The organism is Klebsiella sp. JB_Kp031 (genome assembly GCF_040064295.1).
Lineage (GTDB): Bacteria > Pseudomonadota > Gammaproteobacteria > Enterobacterales > Enterobacteriaceae > Klebsiella > Klebsiella quasipneumoniae.
This window is the reverse complement of the sequence record NZ_JBEAJW010000035.1, coordinates 1-18731: the sequence shown is the minus strand read 5'-3', so window position 1 is coordinate 18731 and position 18731 is coordinate 1. Positions and strand designations below refer to the sequence as shown.

Below are 18731 nucleotides of genomic sequence, written 5' to 3'. Positions count from 1 at the left end.
TGAATGAAGGTATGAGCCAGAGGAACCCCATGAAAAAGATTTTGATCGCCGCCGCGCTGATTGTCAGCGGCCTGCTGAGCGGCTGTAATCAGCTGACCCAATACACGGTAAGCGAGCAGGAGATTAACCAGGCCCTGCAGAAGCGAAACCATTTTGCCAAAGATATTGGTCTGAAAGGCGTTGCCGACGCCCATATCGAACTGCAGAACCTGACCAGCGCTATCGGGCGCGAGGAGCCGGGCAAAGTCACGCTGACCGGGATCGCTAACGTTGACCTGAACTCCCTGTTCGGCACGCAGAAAGCGACGATCGATCTGAAGCTCAAAGCGCTGCCAACCTTTGACAGAGAGAAAGGCGCCATCTTCCTGCAGGAAATGGAGGTGGTGGATGCCAAAGTGGCGCCCGAGAAGCTGCAGTCGGTCATTCAGGCCCTGCTCCCCTACCTGAATCAGTCGCTGCGCAGTTACTTCAGCCAGCAGCCGGCCTATGTCCTGCGTGAGGACGCCAGCACCGGTGAAGCGCTGGCGAAGAAATACGCCAAAGGCATTGAGGTGAAGCCGGGCGAGATTGTCATCCCCTTTACCAATTAATCTCCAGGGCGCCGCGGCGCCCTCAATTTTTTACGGAAATGAGTGCAAAGGAAAACGTTTACGCTTATCCTTAGTGCCCGGCAAAAAACAGCCCTGATGACTGAACCTATTAGCCGGAGCCTTCCATGACAGCACAATCCCAGGTATTGAAAATCCGCCGCCCAGACGACTGGCATATCCATCTACGTGATGACGATATGCTGAAAACCGTCGTGCCTTATACCAGTGAGTTTTATGGCCGGGCGATCGTGATGCCGAATCTGGTGCCGCCTGTCACCACCGTCGCGGCGGCTATCGCCTATCGCCAGCGCATTATGGACGCCGTCCCGGCCGGGCATGATTTTACCCCGCTGATGACCTGCTATCTGACAGACTCCCTCGACCCGGCTGAGCTGGAGCGCGGCTTTAACGAAGGCGTATTCACCGCCGCCAAGCTCTACCCGGCCAACGCCACCACCAACTCCAGCCACGGCGTCACCAGCACCGACGCCATTATGCCGGTGCTGGAGCGGATGGAAAAACTGGGGATGCCGCTGCTGGTACATGGGGAAGTCACCCACGCAGAGATTGATATATTCGATCGCGAAGCGCGCTTTATTGAAACCGTGATGGAGCCGCTGCGCCAGCGCCTGCCCGGACTGAAGGTGGTCTTTGAGCATATCACCACCAAAGATGCCGCCGAGTATGTGCGTGACGGCAATGAACTGCTGGCGGCCACTATCACCCCGCAGCATCTGATGTTCAACCGTAACCATATGCTGGTCGGCGGTATTCGTCCTCACTTGTACTGCCTGCCGGTACTTAAACGCAATATTCATCAGCAGGCTCTGCGGGAGCTGGTCGCCAGCGGCTTCAGCCGCGCCTTCCTCGGCACCGACTCCGCACCGCACGCCCGCCACCGTAAGGAGGCCAGCTGCGGCTGCGCCGGCTGCTTCAACGCCCCGACCGCCCTCGGCAGCTACGCCACGGTGTTTGAAGAAATGAACGCTCTGCAGCACTTTGAGGCTTTCTGCTCGCTGAACGGCCCGCGCTTCTACGGTCTGCCGGTCAATGAGAGCTACGTTGAACTGGTGCGTGAAGAGACGACCGTTGTGGACAGCATTTCCCTGCCTAATGACACCCTGGTGCCCTTCCTGGCAGGTGAAACCGTTCGCTGGACCGTGAAGAAATAAAAACGTAGCCCCCTGTTGTCAACGCCAACCGGATACTGTATAAATAACCAGTATCGAACACAGGGGGCAATTATGCGCATTGAAGTGTCTATCGCCAAAACTACCGCCTTACCCAACGGCGCGCTGGAAGCGCTGAATAACGAACTCTCTCGCCGTATCGCCGAGCAATTCCCGGCCATCGACAGCCAGGTGAGCGTCCGCTACGCCACCGGCAATCAGCTCTCGGTGTTTGGCGCCCTGAAAGAAGACAAAGACCGGATAAGCGAAATCCTGCAGGAAACATGGGAAAGCGCGGACGACTGGTTTGTCCACGATCTCTCCTGAAGCATGGCGGGATCCAGTTACTCTGGTTTGCTCCCTCATTGTGCTTTTTTTTGCCGGGTCGCCCCGGCTTTTTTTAGCCCCTCTTCTGTTCAGAATAGTCCTGATTATTCTGCTCAATATCGACTAAAGTGGCCATTTTACGCGCTTATCTTGAATAAAAAAGCGGCAAAAGAAGAAAATCATGCTGCCTTTCATTTAATTTCTCGAGTTTATTCTTGATCCCTGATATAATTAACTTGCTTCAAAAAATATGCATTAAACCTCGAGAATTGTTGTCTTTTAACATATGAATAAGGGGTTATGATGGAAAAAAATAATGAAGTCATTCAGACCCATCCCCTCGTTGGATGGGACATCAGCACCGTTGATAGCTACGATGCGCTGATGTTGCGCCTGCACTACCAGAACCCCACTCAAGAAAACAGTAATGATGCTGAGATCGGCCAGACGCTATGGCTAACGACGGACGTCGCACGTCAGTTTATTTCAATCCTGGAAGCAGGCATTGCGAAGATTGAATCTGGCGAATACCAGGAAAACGAGTACCGCCGACATTAACGCGGCTTGCGAATGACTTAACATTAAACTTAACAGGCACCTGCGGGTGCCTGAATTATTTTCGGGCTTGTATAAGCACAGGGAGTTAATTACCCTGCTAACAAGGCAATTACCCGGAACTCACCATGCAATACGATCTTATCATTATTGGCAGCGGCTCCGTCGGCGCCGCCGCTGGCTATTATGCGCGCCGTGCCGGACTCAATGTTCTGATGACCGACGCCCATCAACCTCCCCACCAGGAAGGCAGCCATCACGGCAGCAGCCGTCTTATCCGTCACGCCTATGGCGAAGGTGAGAAATATGTTCCGCTGGTGCTGCGTGCCCAGCAGCTATGGGATGAACTGGCAGAGATCAGTGGCGAAGCCGTGTTTGAACGCACCGGCGTCATTAACCTCGGCCCCGCCAGCTCCGCTTTTCTCGCCAACGTCGCCGCCAGCGCCCGTGCGTTCAAGCTTGAGGTGGAAGAGCTGGATGCCCAGGCCGTAATGCAGCGCTGGCCAGAGATACGCCTCCCCGAGGACTATCGGGCGATTTTCGAACCCGCTTCCGGCGTACTGCGCAGCGAGCTGGCCGTCGAAACCTGGATCCGTCTGGCGCGGGAAGCAGGCTGCGCGCAGCTATTCAACTGTCCGGTCTCGGCTATTCATCACCATGCTGACGGGATCACCGTCGATACCCTCGACGGTGAATATCATGGTAAAAAGCTGCTGGTCAGCGCCGGGACCTGGGTCACCCGCCTGCTCCCGGACCTCCCCATCCAGCCGGTACGTAAGGTGTTTGCCTGGTACCAGGCCGATGGCCGTTACAGCAGCAAGAATCACTTTCCGGCCTTCACCGGCGAGTTGCCCAACGGCGATCAATACTACGGTTTCCCGGCAGAAGATAACGAGCTGAAGATTGGCAAGCATAACGGCGGTCAACCGATCTCCATGTCGCAGGAGCGAGTGGCATTTGGCGCTGTCGCCAGCGATGGCTCCGAATCGTTTCCTTTTTTGCGCAACGTCCTGCCAGGGATCGGCGGCTGCCTGCACGGCGCCTCCTGTACTTATGACAATACCGTCGATGAAGACTTTATTATCGATACCTTACCCGGCAGACCAGACACGCTGCTAATCACCGGTCTGAGCGGGCATGGCTTTAAGTTTGCCCCGGTGCTGGGGGAAATTGCCAGTCAGTTTGCTCAGGGCGAAGCATCGAGCTTCAACCTGGCGCCCTTCTCGCTGGCGCGATTTAACGCATAATGGAATGCGGCACTTTTGCCGTCGGGAAAAAAAAACGGCCTCTGTCGAGGCCGTTAGTCATTGAGAGCGATTATGCGTCGCCTGTTTAATTTGCTGGTCAATAACGTCCGCGAGCACTTTATGATCTACCTGGCGCTTTGGCTGCTGCTGGCGATCATCGATCTCGTCTGGTTATGGTTTTTCTGATGGCTCAGGATCGAGGATCCCGAGTTTGGTGTTCAGCCGACCACGCGATTTATTAAAGATTTTATTGCCGTTTTCACGCCCGGCGCGCAGCTTACGCTGCTCCTCTTCCGGTAGCTTATGCTCTTCCATGCAGGCTTCGCTACAGCAGCCGGCAAACTTCTCGGCGCAGCTCGGGCACTGGATAAACAGCAGATGGCAACCATCGTTCAGGCAGTTGGTATGGGTGTCGCACGGCACGCCGCACTGATGACAGTGCGCGATAACGTCATTGGAGATCCGCTCGCCCATCCGTTCATCAAAGACAAAGTTTTTGCCAATGAAACGCACAGGCAGCCCTTGCTCACGGGCGCGGCGGGCGTACTCGATGATGCCACCCTCGATGTGCCAGACCTTATTGAAGCCGTTATGCTTCATCCAGGCGCTGGCTTTTTCACAGCGAATACCGCCGGTGCAATACATGACAATTTTCTTGTCTTTATGGTCCTGCATCATTTCCACGGCTTTCGGCAACTGGTCGCGGAAGGTATCCGCCGGGATCTCCAGCGCGTTTTCGAAATGGCCCACCTCATATTCATAGTGGTTGCGCATATCGATAAACACGGCATCCGGATCGTCAAGCATCGCATTGACCTCAGCCGCCTTGAGATAGTCTCCGACGTTGGAGGCGTCGAAGGAGGGATCGTCGATGCCGTCGGCAACGATGCGGTCACGCACTTTCAGGCGCAGTACCCAGAACGATTTACCGTCGTCCTCGAGAGCGATATTGAAACGCAGCCCCGCCAGCGCAGGATCGAAGCCATAGAGAAACTCACGCAGGGCTTCAACGTTGCTTTGCGGCACGCTGATTTGCGCGTTGATCCCTTCCCGGGCCAGATAGATGCGGCCAAAGACTTTCAGCTGGGTTAAGGCAACCCACAGCGCATCGCGGGTCGCCTGCGGATCGACAATGGTGAAATATTTATAGAACGAGATCGTCGTGCGCGGCTCGGTTTCAGCCAGCATTTGCGCCTTTAACGTCTCATTTGAAATGCGGTTGTGTAACACTGGCATGGTGTACCTGCTCGACATAGAAATGAGGAAATAAACGGCGGGCATGATATAGCAAAGCTTATTAATTTACATCCCTACATTTTACGCTACATTTTTCTCACCCGGTCGCCCCCCACTTAACAAAACAATGTGGCTGTCGCCGCCTTTGGCTGGCCGGTAAAAAAATGCGATAATATAAGATGTTGCTTACTGATACGGGTATGAAATGACTCATTTGCCTAAATTTTCTCCGGCGCTGCTGCATCCGCGCTATTGGCTGCTGTGGCTGGGTATCGGCCTGCTGTGGCTGGTTGTCCAACTGCCCTACCCGCTGATCTACCGCATCGGGAACGCCATCGGCCGCCTGGCCATGTGCTTTATGAAGCGCCGGGCGAAGATCGCCTATCGCAACCTTGAGCTCTGCTTCCCCGAGAAAAGCGAGCAGGAACGTCACCGGATGGTGGTGATGAACTTCGAATCGGTTGGCATGGGGCTGATGGAGACCGGTATGGCCTGGTTCTGGCCAGTTCGCCGAATCGCCCGCTGGACCGACACCATCGGCTTTGAGCATATTCGCGATGTGCAGGCGCAGCAGCGCGGCATTCTGCTGATCGGCATTCATTTCCTGACACTGGAAATGGGCGCGCGAATGTTCGGCATGAACGAGCCGGGGATTGGCGTCTATCGTCCCAACGATAACCCGGTCATCGACTGGCTGCAGACCTGGGGCCGGCTGCGCTCCAACAAGGACATGATCGACCGCAAGGATCTGAAAGGTATGATCCGCGCGCTGAAAAAAGGCGAGGTGGTGTGGTACGCGCCGGATCATGATTACGGCCCGACCGCCAGCGTCTTCGCCCCACTGTTTGCCGTTGACCAGGCGGCGACCACCTCCGGCACCTGGATGCTGGCGAAAATGTCCAAAGCCTGCATCGTGCCCTTTGTTCCACGCCGTAAACCGGACGGTAAAGGTTATGAACTGATTATCCTGCCGCCAGAGTGCTCCCCGCCGCTGGACGACGCGGAAACCACCGCCGCGTGGATGAACAAGATCGTAGAGCAGTGCATTATGATGGCCCCGGAACAATATATGTGGCTCCATCGCCGCTTTAAAACCCGCCCCGAGGGGACGCCCTCCCGCTACTGATCCCCTTTCCCGGCCGCGCGCCTCCCGGCCGGGAATCCCCACCGCTCAGGCTTTACGCTCTGCTTTAGCTTTAAAAGCTCTCCTCCATTGCGGCATTTATTTCCCAGGCGCATAATTAGCAGGCTCATATTTTCTCTTAATTTGACCTGCTGCGCAGGCCAGTGGAACCCTATGTCGTCTGCTGATACCCCCATTAACTGGAAACGAAACCTGACCGTCACCTGGCTTGGCTGCTTTTTAACCGGCGCTGCCTTCAGCCTGGTCATGCCCTTTCTGCCGCTTTATGTCGAACAACTCGGCGTCACCGGCCATAGCGCCCTGAACATGTGGTCCGGGCTGGTCTTTAGCATTACCTTTCTCTTCTCCGCCATCGCCTCGCCGTTCTGGGGCGGACTTGCTGACCGCAAGGGACGTAAAATCATGCTGCTGCGTTCAGCCCTCGGGATGGCCATCGTAATGATGTTGATGGGGATGGCGCAGAATATCTGGCAGTTTCTGCTGCTGCGCGCGCTACTCGGCCTGCTGGGCGGCTTTATTCCCAACGCCAACGCCCTGATCGCCACCCAGATCCCACGCCATAAAAGCGGCTGGGCGCTGGGCACGCTGTCAACCGGCGCGGTAAGCGGCGCCCTGCTCGGCCCGCTGGCGGGTGGTTTCCTGGCAGACCACTGGGGCCTGCGTACCGTCTTCTTTATGACCGCCGCGGTGCTGTTTATCTGCTTTCTGTTTACCCTGTTTTTAATCCGTGAAAATTTTGTCCCAATTGCTAAAAAAGAGATGCTCAGCGCGAAGGCGGTATTCTCCTCTCTGCAGAATCCGAAACTGGTGCTCAGTCTGTTTGTCACCTCGCTGATCATCCAGGTCGCCACCGGCTCCATTGCGCCGATCCTGACGCTTTACGTGCGCGATCTGGCGGGTAATGTCAGCAATATCGCCTTTATCAGCGGGATGATCGCCTCAGTGCCGGGCATTGCCGCCCTGATGAGCGCCCCCCGTCTGGGCAAACTGGGGGATCGTATCGGACCGGAAAAAATCCTCATCGTGGCGCTGATTATCTCGGTGCTGTTGCTGATCCCGATGGCGTTCGTCCAGACCCCGCTGCAGTTAGGTATCTTGCGGTTCCTGCTCGGCGCCGCGGACGGCGCGCTGCTGCCGGCAGTGCAAACCCTGCTGGTGTATAACTCCACCAGCCAGATCTCCGGGCGGATCTTCAGCTATAACCAGTCATTTCGTGATATTGGCAACGTCACCGGCCCCCTGATCGGCGCCTCGGTTTCCGCCAACTACGGCTTTCGCGCCGTCTTCCTTGTCACCGCAGGAGTGGTATTGTTTAACGCGATCTATTCGACCCTTAGCCTGCGCCGACCAGCCGCGGACGCCTCGCAGCCCGACCGCCATTCAGTAAATTAACGTCCAGAGGGGCTCAGCCCCTTGACGCCTTGCCAAGCGCCTTCTATAGATTGAATCGTGTTCAATTCATATTCTTCTCAGGAGATTCGCTATGCCAAAGGATTCGATGTTCTATGCCACGCTCGAAGAAGCTATTGATGCAGCACGTGAAGAATTTCTCGCCAACAACCCTGACAGCGATGAAGAGAGCGCTAACGTTGAGCAGCTCAATATTCAAAAGTATGTGCTGCAGGATGGCGATATCGCCTGGCAGGCCGAATTTTTTGCTGACGAAGAGGAACAAGGCGAATGCTTACCGATGCTTAGCGGCGAAGCCGCGCAGAGCGTCTTCGATGGGGATTATGATGAGATAGAGCTCCGTCAGGAGTGGCTGGAGGAAAATACGCTTCATGAGTGGGATGAAGGTGAATTCCAGCTCGAGCCCTCTCTGGACACCGAAGAGGGACAGACGGCGGCCGACGAGTGGGACGAGCGTTAATCAGTTATAGGGCCCGTGGCTGGCGTCCAGCGGCAGCAGAAGCGTATCGAATACCAGCGAGAACGGCAGGTCCAGAATGGTGAGATAGCGCCATCCTGAATCGCGAACGTCCCACTGCACGCCCGGGTAATATTGATTGCCATGCCCCTGCCCGGGCACCGTCCGGCTGATAATGCTGCCGCAGCCGCTGAGCAGCAGCGCCATGGCAATGATCGGTAGTATTCGCATCCACAACCTCGTCTTTCAGATAAAAAAATACCGGCATCGCTGCCGGTATTTTCATTAACGTACGGCTTATTTCGTTTTCAGCGCCAGCGGGTTAAGCGCCAGCTGCTGATAGGCGTTCACCCACGAGGAGTATTTCTCCGGCGCGGCCCATACGCGATAGTGCAGACGCGACATGGTTACCGGGTCGCTCAACAGCACCAGTCGACGATCGCGGTTCAGCTTATCCGGCGTTTCATTCAGCGCCTGCTCGACATGACGCTCGCGGGCGATCTCCAGGATATGACCCTGACGGTGCCGCGCGGTGGCCATCGCGGTGGCAAGGGCGTTAAACGACGGGTTAAACACCGCGTGCATAAAGCCATCGTCCAGCGAACGCTGACGGTTCAGCGTCAGGTACGCATCGGTATCCTTGAGCACCTGCGGCGGCGAATACTCTTCCGGAATCAGGAACAGCTTCCAGCGCTTGGTGCGCAGGCCCACGGTCGCCCGGCTGGAGATAGCCGACACGAACGGCGACAGAATCAGCGATACGACAATCGGCGCCAGCCAGAACAGGAAGCGCAGATCCAGCCATGCCATTCCGACCGCCCATACCAGCCCCAGCAGCAGCTGCGAGCCGTGACGCATAAAGGCTTCTCCCCACGGCGTGGAGTCATCATCACGCTGCGGCGAATTCCACACCACTTCCCAGCCGAGGAAGGCGCTGACCACGAAGACGGTGTGGAACAGCATGCGAACCGGCGCCAGCAGGACCGAGAACAGAACCTCCAGCAGCAGGGAAAGCGTCACGCGGATAAATCCACCGTACTCCTTCGGCCCCTTACACCACACCAGGATAATACTCAGCAGCTTCGGCAGGAACAGCAGCACCATGGTCGAGGCGAACAGCGCAATAGCCAGCTCCGGACGCCACTGCGGCCACACCGGGAACAGCTGACGAGGCTGCAGGAAGTACTGCGGCTCGGTCAGGGCATGCACCACCTGCAGCGCTGTCGACAGGGCAAGGAACATAAACCACAGCGGCGCTGACAGGTAGGACATCACGCCGGTAAGGAATACCGCTCGGTGGACCGGGTGCATCCCTCTCACGAGGAACAGGCGGAAGTTCATCAGGTTGCCCTGGCACCAGCGGCGGTCGCGTTTCAGCTCGTCCAGCAGGTTCGGCGGCAGCTCTTCATAAGAGCCCGGCAGATCGTAGGCAATCCACACGCCCCAGCCGGCGCGACGCATCAGCGCGGCTTCAACAAAGTCGTGCGACAGAATTGACCCGGCAAAGTTGCCCTCGCCCGGAAGCGGCGCCAGCGCGCAGTGCTCAATGAACGGCTTCACGCGGATAATGGCGTTATGTCCCCAGTAGTGGGACTCCCCCAGCTGCCAGAAGTGCAGACCCGCCGTAAACAGCGGACCATACACCCGGGTGGCAAACTGCTGGCAACGCGCATACAGCGTGTCCATGCCCGAGGCGCGTGGGGATGACTGGATGATCCCGGCGTTCGGGTTCGCTTCCATCAGACGCACCAGGCTGCTCAGACACTCTCCGGTCATTACCGAATCCGCGTCAAGCACCACCATGTAGCTATACTGGCTGCCCCAGCGGCGGCAGAAATCATCGATGTTGCCGCTCTTACGCTTCACGCGACGACGACGACGACGGTAGAAGATCTGCCCTTCGCCCTGCACTTCGGCAATCAGCTCCATCCACGCCTTTTGCTCAGCAACACAGATATCGGGGTTATAGCTGTCGCTGAGGATATAGACGTCGAAATGGGCGCCGTTGCCGGTGGCTTTCACCGACTCCCAGGTCGCCCGCAGCCCGGCGAACACGCGGTCAACGTCTTCGTTACAGATCGGCATAATAAGCGCTGTCCGGTGCGCCGGGTTCAACGGTTCGTCACCGACCGTCGAGGCGGAAATACTGTACTTATCGCGACCGATCAACAGCTGCAGGAAGCCCATTAACGCGGTCCAGAAGCCAGCGGAAACCCAGCAGAACAGCACCGCGAAGAGGATCAGAATGCCGCTCTGCAACACGTACGGCAGCAGCTGCATGAACGAGATCCACAGGTTCTGCCCCACCATGTCGGCCGGGTTGATCAGCGCCCAGCCCTGATAAGGCAGAATGGTTTTCATGTACCAGGTGGCCACCACGGTCTGCGACAGCGTCAGCAGCAGCAGGATGTAGCGACGAATGGTGCCGACGGTACGCCATTTTTGCTCGCTCTCGCGCTCTTCTTGCGTCAGGCGGGAGAGATAGCGCGGCGTGACATCGCGTCCGCGCAGACGGTCCCAGAAGCGGCCAACCGGGTTGGTACGCCACGGGTCCGGGATCATCGAGGAGCGCTTGGCTTTCGGCATCGCATGCAGCTGGGTGCGGCCTTCATCATCCTTCACCAGCTGATCGCCAGACAGCGAATCCGGCCAGCTGTGCGCCAGCCGCGCCTTGACCGACCCCAGCGGGGAGTCGTCTTCGCGGGCGAAGGTCTGATGTTCGTCATCAAGGGCCTGATGAACGGCCTGCAGGCTGGTGTCCGGCAGCGCCGATTTCTCGGCGTCCGACAGCGGCAATGCGTCAATGTACTTCGTTATCTTATTCATTGGCAGGCAGCTGATAGCTCCAGGTTTCGCTCAACGTGTCATCACCGTTAACCAGTGCGGCGCGCATTTCCGTCGTTTTCTTCGGATCTTTCACCTTCAAACGCAGGATCATACGCCAGCCTTTGGTCACCGGATTGTAACGCACGGTATTTTCAACGATTTCAGCGTTATCGCCGGTGCTCGCCTGGGCGGCGACCGGGGTATCCGCTGGCAGTTTTTTCATATCGGCGCCGGTAAAGTCGACAATGAAAGCAATGGTGCCGTCCGGCTGGCGGATCAGGTTCGACTGCTTCACGTCGCCGGTAGAGCGGCGGGTCTGCATAACGTACGCGTTATCCGGCGCATGCAGCTTGTCTTCATCGCGGCTGAAGGTGATGGTGTACTTGAAGTTCATCTCCTTGCCCGGCTCCGGCAGCTGATCCGGCGTCCAGTAAGTCACGATGTTATCGTTGGTTTCATCGTTGGTCGGGATTTCGACCAGTTCGATTTTCCCTTTGCCCCACTCCCCTTTCGGGGTGATCCAGGCGCTCGGGCGCAGGTCATAACGATCGTCAAGGTCCTCGAAGCGCGAGAACTGACGGCCGCGCTGCAGCAGGCCGAACCCTTGAGGGTTTTCCATCGCATAGCTGCTAACGGCCAGGTGTTTCGGGTTGTTCAGCGGACGCCAGATCCACTCGCCGTTGCCCGCCAGGATCGACAGACCATTGGAGTCGTGCAGCGCCGGACGATAGTTGAGCGCCGGAGAAGGCTGGTTGGAACCGAACAGGAACATGCTGGTCAGCGGCGCCACGCCCAGTTTGCCCACTTTGTCACGCAGGTAAACTTTGGACTGGACATCCACCACGGTGTCGCGTCCCGGCATGATCACAAAGCGATAGGCGCCGGTTGCCCGCGGCGAATCCAGCAGCGCATAGATAGTCAGACGCTTGTCGGTGGCTTTTGGTCGCTCGATCCAGAACTCACGAAAACGCGGGAACTCTTCGCCGGAAGGCAGCGCGGTATCGATAGCCAGACCGCGCGCGGACAGACCGTATACCTGACCCTGCCCCAGCACGCGGAAGTAGCTGGCACCGAGCATGCTGACGATTTCATCGTTCTTATCTTTGCTGTTGATCGGATACAGTACTTTGAAGCCGGCGAAACCAAGGTCTTTCACCGTGTCTTTATCGTGCTGAACGTTACCAAAGTTAAAATAGTCCGGGCTATATTTAATTTTGCGCACGCTGGTGGCCGTCACTTCATTGATGGTGACCGGCGTGTCGAAGTACATACCCTGATGGTAAAATTCAAGCTTGAATGGGGTTTTCTGGTTATTCCAGTAAGCTTTATCGTGATTAAACTGAATTTGCTGGTAGTCCGCGTATTTCATATCGCGGAAAGCGGAGGGCAGGTTACTCTTTGGCGCTTCATAGCCTTTCCCGGCTAACGTTTTGGCCTCTTTTGCAACGTCATCAATGCTAAATGCCCATGCAGATGAAGTACACAGGGACAACATTACGGCTGCGCTTAACCAACGCATTTTCATCATCTGTGGTTTATGTTTCATATAAGTAAGCACTTCCCCCTTTGTGTGCTTAAATCGATCCGATCTATTTTAATGGAAACTCAGGCAATCCGACAACATAATCCCTGCTTTGTTCAGCGTAGCGGCGCAGGGAATAAACAGTTCGCAGTCCCGTTTGCACTTTGCGTGCTTATCCTGGAGACAGGTACCCCGAGTTCATGTAGGGTTGCTGATAATGTAAGCGTTATCATCTTGAGTGATAAGACGAATTATCTGAGATTGTCGTGAATCGTATGAATAATACTCCGGTACAGCGTGAATATTTTTTCGACAGCATCCGCGCCTGGCTGATGCTGCTGGGGATCCCTTTTCACATTTCGCTGATTTATTCCAGCCACAGCTGGCATGTCAACAGCGCTGAGCCCTCGTGGTGGCTGACGCTGTTTAATGATTTCATTCATGCCTTCCGCATGCAGGTCTTCTTCGTCATCTCCGGCTATTTTTCCTATATGCTGTTCCTGCGCTACCCGCTGAAAAAGTGGTGGAAAGTGCGCGTCGAACGGGTCGGCATTCCGATGCTGACCGCCATCCCGCTGCTGACGCTGCCGCAGTTTATTATGCTGCAGTACGTCAACGGCAAGGCGGAAAACTGGCACACCCTTTCCGGGTACGACAAATTCAACACCCTGGCGTGGGAGCTCATTTCCCACCTGTGGTTTTTGCTGGTCCTGGTGGTGCTGACTTCGCTGGGCGTGGTGCTGTTCAAATGGCTGACGCGCCGCCCGGCAGGAGGTGCTCACGCTTTCGGTGACACTGTCACTATGGGCCAGCTGACGATGATTTTCCTTGCGCTAGGGGTGCTTTACGCGCTGATCCGTCGGTCATTATTCGTGATCTACCCGCCCCTGCTGAGCAATGGTCTGTTTAACTTTGTGGTCATGCAGACGCTGTTCTATCTGCCCTTCTTTGTGCTCGGGGCGCAGACCTTTATTAACCCGCGCTTAAAGGCGATGTTCACCACCCCGTCGCCATGGTGTTGCGTGGCGTCACTGCTGGGATTCATCGCTTACCGCCTGAACCAGCAGTATGGATCTGGCGACGGTTGGATGTATGAAACGGAATCGGTGATCACCATGGTGCTGGGGCTGTGGATGGTGAATGTGATCTTCTCGCTCGGCCATCGCCTGCTGAATTTCCAGTCGGCGCGGGTGACCTACTTCGTCAATGCTTCGCTGTTTATTTACCTGGTGCACCATCCGCTGACGCTGTTGTACGGGGCGTGGATCACCCCGGCCATCAAGTCGAATACCTTAGGCTTTATTGGCGGGTTGGTTTTTGTGGTGGGTATTGCCCTGATCCTGTACGAAATTCACCTGCGTATTCCGCTGCTGCGTTTCCTGTTCTCCGGTAAACCGATGAACAAACCGGCCAAAACCCCGGCCTCGGCCAGTTAATCTTTAGCTTTTGCGGCACGCCTGGCGTGCCGCGCTACGCTTGCTCCTCAAACAGCCGGTCGAAGATCATGTTATACAGGGCTTCTAAATCCGCTTTATCGACCGGGGTGGATGCGCTCAGCTCACAGCGGTAGGCTGCCCCCTCCGTCAGAACGGCGATGAGCTCTGAAGCGGCATTGCGTCGCGCATCGCTGAGCCCGGGATGATAACGCTGCGACAAACGCCCGCCCTCCTCTTTCAACCGCCGGTCGGCCTGCACCAGGATCTCGCGCAAGCGTGGGTTGCGCGAGGCTTCGGCGTTAATTTCCATCAACAGATAATTGTCGCTTTTGGTGGCTGCCGAAGTCGGGATCCTGCCCGCCAGCACCGCCGCTTTTCGCGCCAGATTGTGGTTCTCATCGATCATCTCGCCGACTCTGGCGTTGACGATTTCGCTGACAATCGCTTCGATGATCGCTTCCTTGCTGGCAAAAATGCGATACAGCTGACCGACGCTCAGACCCGCCTCGCGGGCGATATCCGCGACAGAGGCGCCATGCAATCCCTTCGCCGCGAAACATCTTTGCGCAGCGGCAACGATCTCCGCGCGGCGCGCCTGCTGCTTCTGCTGTACTTTTCCTTCTGACACCCTGCTCCCTCCTGCAATCCATCATTCCTGTCAATATCGGCGGTTATCATAGCCTATTCTGCTTAATCAGGGGCATGCCGCCAGCAGGCGACGATAGATAGCTGCCGTTTCCTCGTCGAAACAGACGAACAGGACCCGTTCAAGCGGGTTATAGCGGGTGAGAAACGCGGTCACGGTGCGCACGGCGATCGCCGCCGCTTCCTCTTTCGGATAGCCATACACGCCGGTGCTGATCGCCGGAAACGCAATGGAGCGATAGTTGTTTGCCGCCGCCAGATGCAGGCTGTTTTTGTAGGCATCGGCCAGGGTTTGCGCCTCCATGCGGTCGCCGCCGTGCCAGACTGGACCCACGGTATGGATCACCGCGCTGGCGGGAAGATCGCCCGCTATCGTGATCACCGCATGACCTGGGGGACATTCGCCCTGCTGCTGCAACACCTGCTTGCAGGCCGCCAGCAACGCGGGACCGGCCGCCCGGTGGATCGCGCCATCCACCCCGCCGCCGCCCAACAGCGAGGGGTTTGCCGCATTCACAATCACATCGACATCAAGCGTCGTAATATCGCCGAGAATTACTTCAGGTTGAACAGCCATTTCTCCTCCTGTCGGCATAGCGCGTGGGTACGGCTTTCTGCCGATACTAGGGCATACCCGCCCCCGGGAGCAAGATTATCCCGCAGCGCCGGCGACAAGAAGTTAAAAAAAACAGGACCCTGAGGGTCCTGTTGATATCATCGTCCCGCCGTTCAGGCGTTGTCGTTGGCGAACGATTTTTGCTTTTCCGCACGGGCCGCCAGCCACAGGCCACTATTCTTCATGGCATAGCCAAAGACCAGGCCCAGCGCCAGGGAAGGGATCACCAGACGCCAGTCCCCATCTGCCGCGAAGGTCGCGCAGGCGCCGATAAAGGTGCCGGGGACAAACGACAGCAGCGTCTGTCGCGCCTGGATGCACATCAGAAAGGCCACGACGCCGGTCATCATATAGCTGAGGATCTGCAGCTGTGGGGCCAGCGCGCTACCGTGGATAATCACCAACGCCCAGGCAACGCCGCTCATTACCGTGCAGGAGGAGATGGCCAGGCCTTTCAGACCGCCCTGCGGGCAGGCGAAATAGGCCGTACAGCCGAGGAAACCGGCCCAGCTCAGCAGGCCGAGGGCGACGGCCACCCATCCCCAAATCCCGGAGAGAATGCCCGTCGTTAATGCGATTGCGAAGAGTATGTTCATGGCGCGTATCCTAGCAGATACGCACCGAAAGAATGCGATCTAAAACACACTAAATGAATGAACTTGATTTCAGTTGCATTATAATAGTGACTTAAATCACATTTTATTGCTCATCTTCTTCCTGAAGCTCGTCCCACATCGCGGCGATGGCGTCGCGGGTTAACGGCGCCATGGTGCGCCAGAACGGTGTGTGCGCATGCGCTTCGACTTTCCCCAGCATCGTCCCGCACCACGGCAGGATATAGTCGGCAAACAGGAGCTCCAGCGTCTCGCTCTGCGCTTCTGTGGCATGATCCTCCAGCCAGGAGGCGGCCAGCAGCAGCGATCCAAGATGATCCGCCGGACCTTCTCCTGTCGGGATGCCGTGATTGCTCAGAAAAGACCGGACCTCCGCTTCAGAGGAACCCTCCACCCACGCGCTACGGTACGGCGGAACGCTGCAGGCTTCACCGACGAACAGCGCATTATAGTCCGTCGCCAGGGACTGCATTTCACAGCTTTTCTGCAGACGCGCCAGCAGCTCGTCCTGCTCAAGCGGCCAGCTGGCGGCCAGTTTGCCCTCGCGGATCAGGGTAAACAACGGCACCAGCAGCGGGTCCTGCGGTTGACGGTAATACAGCGAACCCAGCACGCGGCAGAGGATTGAAAACTCGTTCATTCAGTTATTCCAGTTATACAAATTAAAGGTCAGCAAATTCCGGGATCGCCGGCATACCACGCGACTCGAGGAAGTCGAGCAGGCGACGCGGAGAAACGTTGAGGATCCTCTCCTCCGGGAAATCGACAGCATCGAGGATCTTGCGGCACTCGGTAAACTCTCCGAGGGTAAACGCCGTATGAGAGTCCGAGCCCAGCGCCACCCACCCTCCGGCGTCGCGCACCGCGGCGGCGATAGCACGGCAGTTATCTTCACTGCCCACGCGCGATGAAACGAAAGAGGAGTTATTGATCTCCAGCGCCACCTGGTAACGGGCCGCCGCTTCGGCAATGGCCGGGATATCCACCGGGAATTTCGGATTACCGGGATGGCTAATCATATGCACTTTACCGCTGGCCATCGCGGCAATCATCGCCTGCGTATGGGTGGCGCTATCCTGCGGCGGAAACACCGGCTCGTGGAATCCGGCGATGATCAAATCGAGCGACGTCAACATCGGCCCGGAGCAGTCGATCTCACCTTCGATATTTTTAATATTCGACTCAATACCGCGCAGGATCCCCACCCCGTCTACCAGGCGGGGCCAGATGCGCATATTAACGAAGTGCCAGTAATGCGGGGCATCCGCCATATCCGGGCCATGGTCGGTGATGGCGAAGAGTTTGATCCCTTTACGCTTTGCTTCCGCAATATAATCGTGCAGGGTGCTGTAGGCGTGGGTGCTGGCGACGGTATGCATGTGCAGGTCAACGGGATACATCACATTCTCCTCTTCTGTTTGCCGCAAGAATAGCAGGAAACCGGGCTATTGATTAGCAAAAACCCCGCCGTGGCGGGGTTTGCTTATCTTAATAACCGCGCTGACGATCGACCTGACCGCTAACCGATTCCCCTCGCTCCAGCCGGCTAATGGTCCCGGCGATATAGGCAATTGCCTCCATCGGGCGGGTGACTGCCGCCACGTGGGGAGTCATAGCCACCCGCGGGTGCGCCCATAGCGGACTCTCCTGCGGCAGCGGTTCGCGACTGAAGACATCGAGCATCGCGCCTTTGAGCTTACCGTTGTTCAGCGCCGCCAGCAGCTCCTCTTCTACGACATGCACGCCGCGGGCAAGGTTGAGGAGATAACTCTCATCAGGCAGCTGCGCCAAAAGCGTCTGGTTGATAATACCGACGGTTTCGGCGGTATTCGGCAGCAGGTTGATCAGGACGCGGGTCCCCTGCAGGAATCCACCCAGCTCGGCCTGGCCGGCAAAGCTCTGTACCTGCGGCCAGGATTTACGGCTACGGCTCCAGACGCGAAGCGGGAATCCCCAGGGTTGCAGGCTTTCCGCAACCTTCGCCCCCAGCACGCCGGCGCCCATAATCCCGATGGTGAATTCGTCGGCGCGGTACTCGGGCAGCGGCTGCCAGCGGGAAGCCAACTTCAACGCCTGATAGTCATCGAACCGGCGGAACCAGTGGAGCACCTGGCTCACGGCATACTCCTGCATCTGCCGTCCCATACCGGTATCTTCGAGACGAAACAGCGGGATCGACAAGGGCAACATATCCGGATGATCGCGCAGCTTACTAAGGATCGAATCCACCCCCGCCCCAAGGGCGAACACGGCCTTCAGCGCCCTGCCTTGCAGCATCTCTACCGGTGGATGCCAGACCAGGGCATAGTCCGCCGGCTGGTTATCGCCCGCTTTCCACTCGCGTACTCGCGCGCCGGGTAACTGCTTTTCCAGCTCTCGGATCCAGTATTGGGTATCAAAGGTCGGATGGTAAAAAATAATCTCCATAGTGGCTCCTGATAGCAGACGCCCGGAGCAGGTTAATGCAGGCGTCTTATTTTACTCATTGTTTTCTATTGGTTTGCCAGCATAACAAATTTCCCCTTGTCGCAAAGTGAAAAGGGAGTGGCGACAAAAAAAACGGATTTCGCACGTTTAAGGAGCAAGTTGTTCGAAGTTTGTCTAAACGCGCTGATTTTGCAAAAAGTTGATTGACGGGCGATACGTATTTCCCTACATTAGCGCCCGTTCCCGACAACAACGGGAAAGACAATATGGTGAGGTGTCCGAGTGGCTGAAGGAGCACGCCTGGAAAGTGTGTATACGGCAACGTATCGGGGGTTCGAATCCCCCCCTCACCGCCATATTCAAGATGAGAGCCTGTACGCAAGTACGGGCTCTTTTCTTTTATATTCTCCGCTGGGGGGGATGAGAACCCCCTACCGGGGTTCGACAACTGGCGCAGCCAGTTGGACAGACCGCGAGCCCGCGAGCGGGCTGCCCCGCAGGGGCGAGCGA

Annotated in this window: 20 protein-coding genes and 1 tRNA gene; 11 read left to right on the top strand and 10 right to left on the bottom strand. The window is 57.0% G+C overall.

Features of this window, described 5'->3' with window-relative positions:
* The first annotated feature begins 29 nt into the window (after positions 1 to 29).
* The 6 genes from ABLV64_RS16380 (at position 30) to ABLV64_RS16355 (ending at position 4074) form a co-directional block, all read left to right on the top strand.
* Entirely contained in the window at positions 30 to 590 is a 561-nt protein-coding gene (locus tag ABLV64_RS16380; RefSeq protein WP_004204546.1) for a lipoprotein, read from the top strand.
* A gap of 125 nt (positions 591 to 715) precedes the next feature.
* Positions 716 to 1762, top strand: a complete 1047-nt coding sequence (pyrC, locus tag ABLV64_RS16375) for a dihydroorotase (protein WP_004893020.1) — start codon at positions 716 to 718, stop codon at positions 1760 to 1762.
* 72 nt (positions 1763 to 1834) lie between these two features.
* A complete protein-coding gene (dinI, locus tag ABLV64_RS16370) occupies positions 1835 to 2086 on the top strand; it encodes a DNA damage-inducible protein I (RefSeq protein ID WP_002898994.1) in 252 nt (83 codons plus the stop codon).
* Between the two features lie 303 nt (positions 2087 to 2389).
* The gene (gene bssS, locus ABLV64_RS16365; RefSeq protein WP_002898992.1) at positions 2390 to 2644 is read left to right on the top strand and encodes a biofilm formation regulator BssS; all 255 of its coding nucleotides are present in this window, start codon (positions 2390 to 2392) and stop codon (positions 2642 to 2644) included.
* Between the two features lie 125 nt (positions 2645 to 2769).
* On the top strand, positions 2770 to 3888 hold the full coding sequence (solA, locus tag ABLV64_RS16360) for an N-methyl-L-tryptophan oxidase (protein WP_348843397.1): 1119 nt from the start codon (positions 2770 to 2772) through the stop codon (positions 3886 to 3888).
* A 72-nt stretch (positions 3889 to 3960) separates the two neighbouring features.
* A complete protein-coding gene (locus tag ABLV64_RS16355) occupies positions 3961 to 4074 on the top strand; it encodes a DUF2770 family protein (protein ID WP_004204539.1) in 114 nt (37 codons plus the stop codon).
* Here ABLV64_RS16355 and ABLV64_RS16350 read toward each other — a convergent pair.
* Entirely contained in the window at positions 4060 to 5124 is a 1065-nt protein-coding gene (locus ABLV64_RS16350; RefSeq protein ID WP_004204538.1) for a rhodanese-related sulfurtransferase, read from the bottom strand. The two genes, ABLV64_RS16355 and ABLV64_RS16350, sit on opposite strands and share 15 nt — an antisense overlap.
* A gap of 205 nt (positions 5125 to 5329) precedes the next feature.
* Here ABLV64_RS16350 and ABLV64_RS16345 point away from each other — a divergent pair, with 205 nt between their 5' ends.
* From ABLV64_RS16345 to ABLV64_RS16335, 3 genes are all read left to right on the top strand, one after another.
* A complete protein-coding gene (locus tag ABLV64_RS16345) occupies positions 5330 to 6250 on the top strand; it encodes a Kdo(2)-lipid IV(A) acyltransferase (protein ID WP_348843398.1) in 921 nt (306 codons plus the stop codon).
* Positions 6251 to 6421: 171 nt separating this feature from the next.
* Positions 6422 to 7660, top strand: a complete 1239-nt coding sequence (gene mdtG, locus ABLV64_RS16340; RefSeq protein ID WP_004204535.1) for a multidrug efflux MFS transporter MdtG — start codon at positions 6422 to 6424, stop codon at positions 7658 to 7660.
* Positions 7661 to 7751: 91 nt separating this feature from the next.
* On the top strand, positions 7752 to 8138 hold the full coding sequence (locus ABLV64_RS16335; protein WP_002898981.1) for a MysB family protein: 387 nt from the start codon (positions 7752 to 7754) through the stop codon (positions 8136 to 8138).
* Here the strand turns inward: ABLV64_RS16335 and ABLV64_RS16330 are convergent, their stop codons facing one another.
* From ABLV64_RS16330 to mdoG, 3 genes are all read right to left on the bottom strand, one after another.
* Positions 8139 to 8366, bottom strand: a complete 228-nt coding sequence (locus tag ABLV64_RS16330) for a YceK/YidQ family lipoprotein (protein WP_004204534.1) — start codon at positions 8364 to 8366, stop codon at positions 8139 to 8141. It abuts the gene before it with no gap.
* Between the two features lie 66 nt (positions 8367 to 8432).
* Positions 8433 to 10961 (bottom strand): glucans biosynthesis glucosyltransferase MdoH, encoded by a 2529-nt coding sequence (gene mdoH / locus ABLV64_RS16325; RefSeq protein ID WP_017900745.1) that lies wholly within the window; start codon positions 10959 to 10961, stop codon positions 8433 to 8435.
* Entirely contained in the window at positions 10954 to 12507 is a 1554-nt protein-coding gene (gene mdoG, locus ABLV64_RS16320) for a glucans biosynthesis protein MdoG (protein WP_004140751.1), read from the bottom strand. Before mdoG ends, mdoH begins: the two co-directional genes overlap by 8 nt.
* Before the next feature lie 251 nt (positions 12508 to 12758).
* Here mdoG and mdoC point away from each other — a divergent pair, with 251 nt between their 5' ends.
* Positions 12759 to 13919, top strand: a complete 1161-nt coding sequence (gene mdoC / locus ABLV64_RS16315) for a glucans biosynthesis protein MdoC (protein WP_217324994.1) — start codon at positions 12759 to 12761, stop codon at positions 13917 to 13919.
* Positions 13920 to 13953: 34 nt separating this feature from the next.
* Here mdoC and ABLV64_RS16310 read toward each other — a convergent pair whose 3' ends face one another.
* The 6 genes from ABLV64_RS16310 to ghrA all read right to left on the bottom strand — a co-directional run bounded on the left by ABLV64_RS16310 (position 13954) and on the right by ghrA (position 18221).
* Complete coding sequence (locus ABLV64_RS16310; protein WP_023317905.1) at positions 13954 to 14547, bottom strand: TetR/AcrR family transcriptional regulator; 594 nt, start codon at positions 14545 to 14547, stop codon at positions 13954 to 13956.
* 66 nt (positions 14548 to 14613) lie between these two features.
* Positions 14614 to 15141 (bottom strand): O-acetyl-ADP-ribose deacetylase, encoded by a 528-nt coding sequence (gene ymdB / locus ABLV64_RS16305; RefSeq protein WP_348843399.1) that lies wholly within the window; start codon positions 15139 to 15141, stop codon positions 14614 to 14616.
* Between the two features lie 152 nt (positions 15142 to 15293).
* Positions 15294 to 15776, bottom strand: a complete 483-nt coding sequence (locus ABLV64_RS16300; RefSeq protein WP_004204528.1) for a DUF1097 domain-containing protein — start codon at positions 15774 to 15776, stop codon at positions 15294 to 15296.
* 103 nt (positions 15777 to 15879) lie between these two features.
* A complete protein-coding gene (locus tag ABLV64_RS16295) occupies positions 15880 to 16434 on the bottom strand; it encodes a molecular chaperone (RefSeq protein WP_004204526.1) in 555 nt (184 codons plus the stop codon).
* Positions 16435 to 16456: 22 nt separating this feature from the next.
* Positions 16457 to 17194 (bottom strand): phosphatase, encoded by a 738-nt coding sequence (locus tag ABLV64_RS16290; protein ID WP_004204525.1) that lies wholly within the window; start codon positions 17192 to 17194, stop codon positions 16457 to 16459.
* 88 nt (positions 17195 to 17282) lie between these two features.
* Positions 17283 to 18221, bottom strand: a complete 939-nt coding sequence (ghrA, locus tag ABLV64_RS16285) for a glyoxylate/hydroxypyruvate reductase GhrA (protein ID WP_004204524.1) — start codon at positions 18219 to 18221, stop codon at positions 17283 to 17285.
* A 268-nt stretch (positions 18222 to 18489) separates the two neighbouring features.
* Here ghrA and ABLV64_RS16280 point away from each other — a divergent pair.
* Positions 18490 to 18577: transfer RNA gene (locus ABLV64_RS16280), tRNA-Ser, on the top strand.
* Positions 18578 to 18731 lie beyond the last annotated feature (154 nt).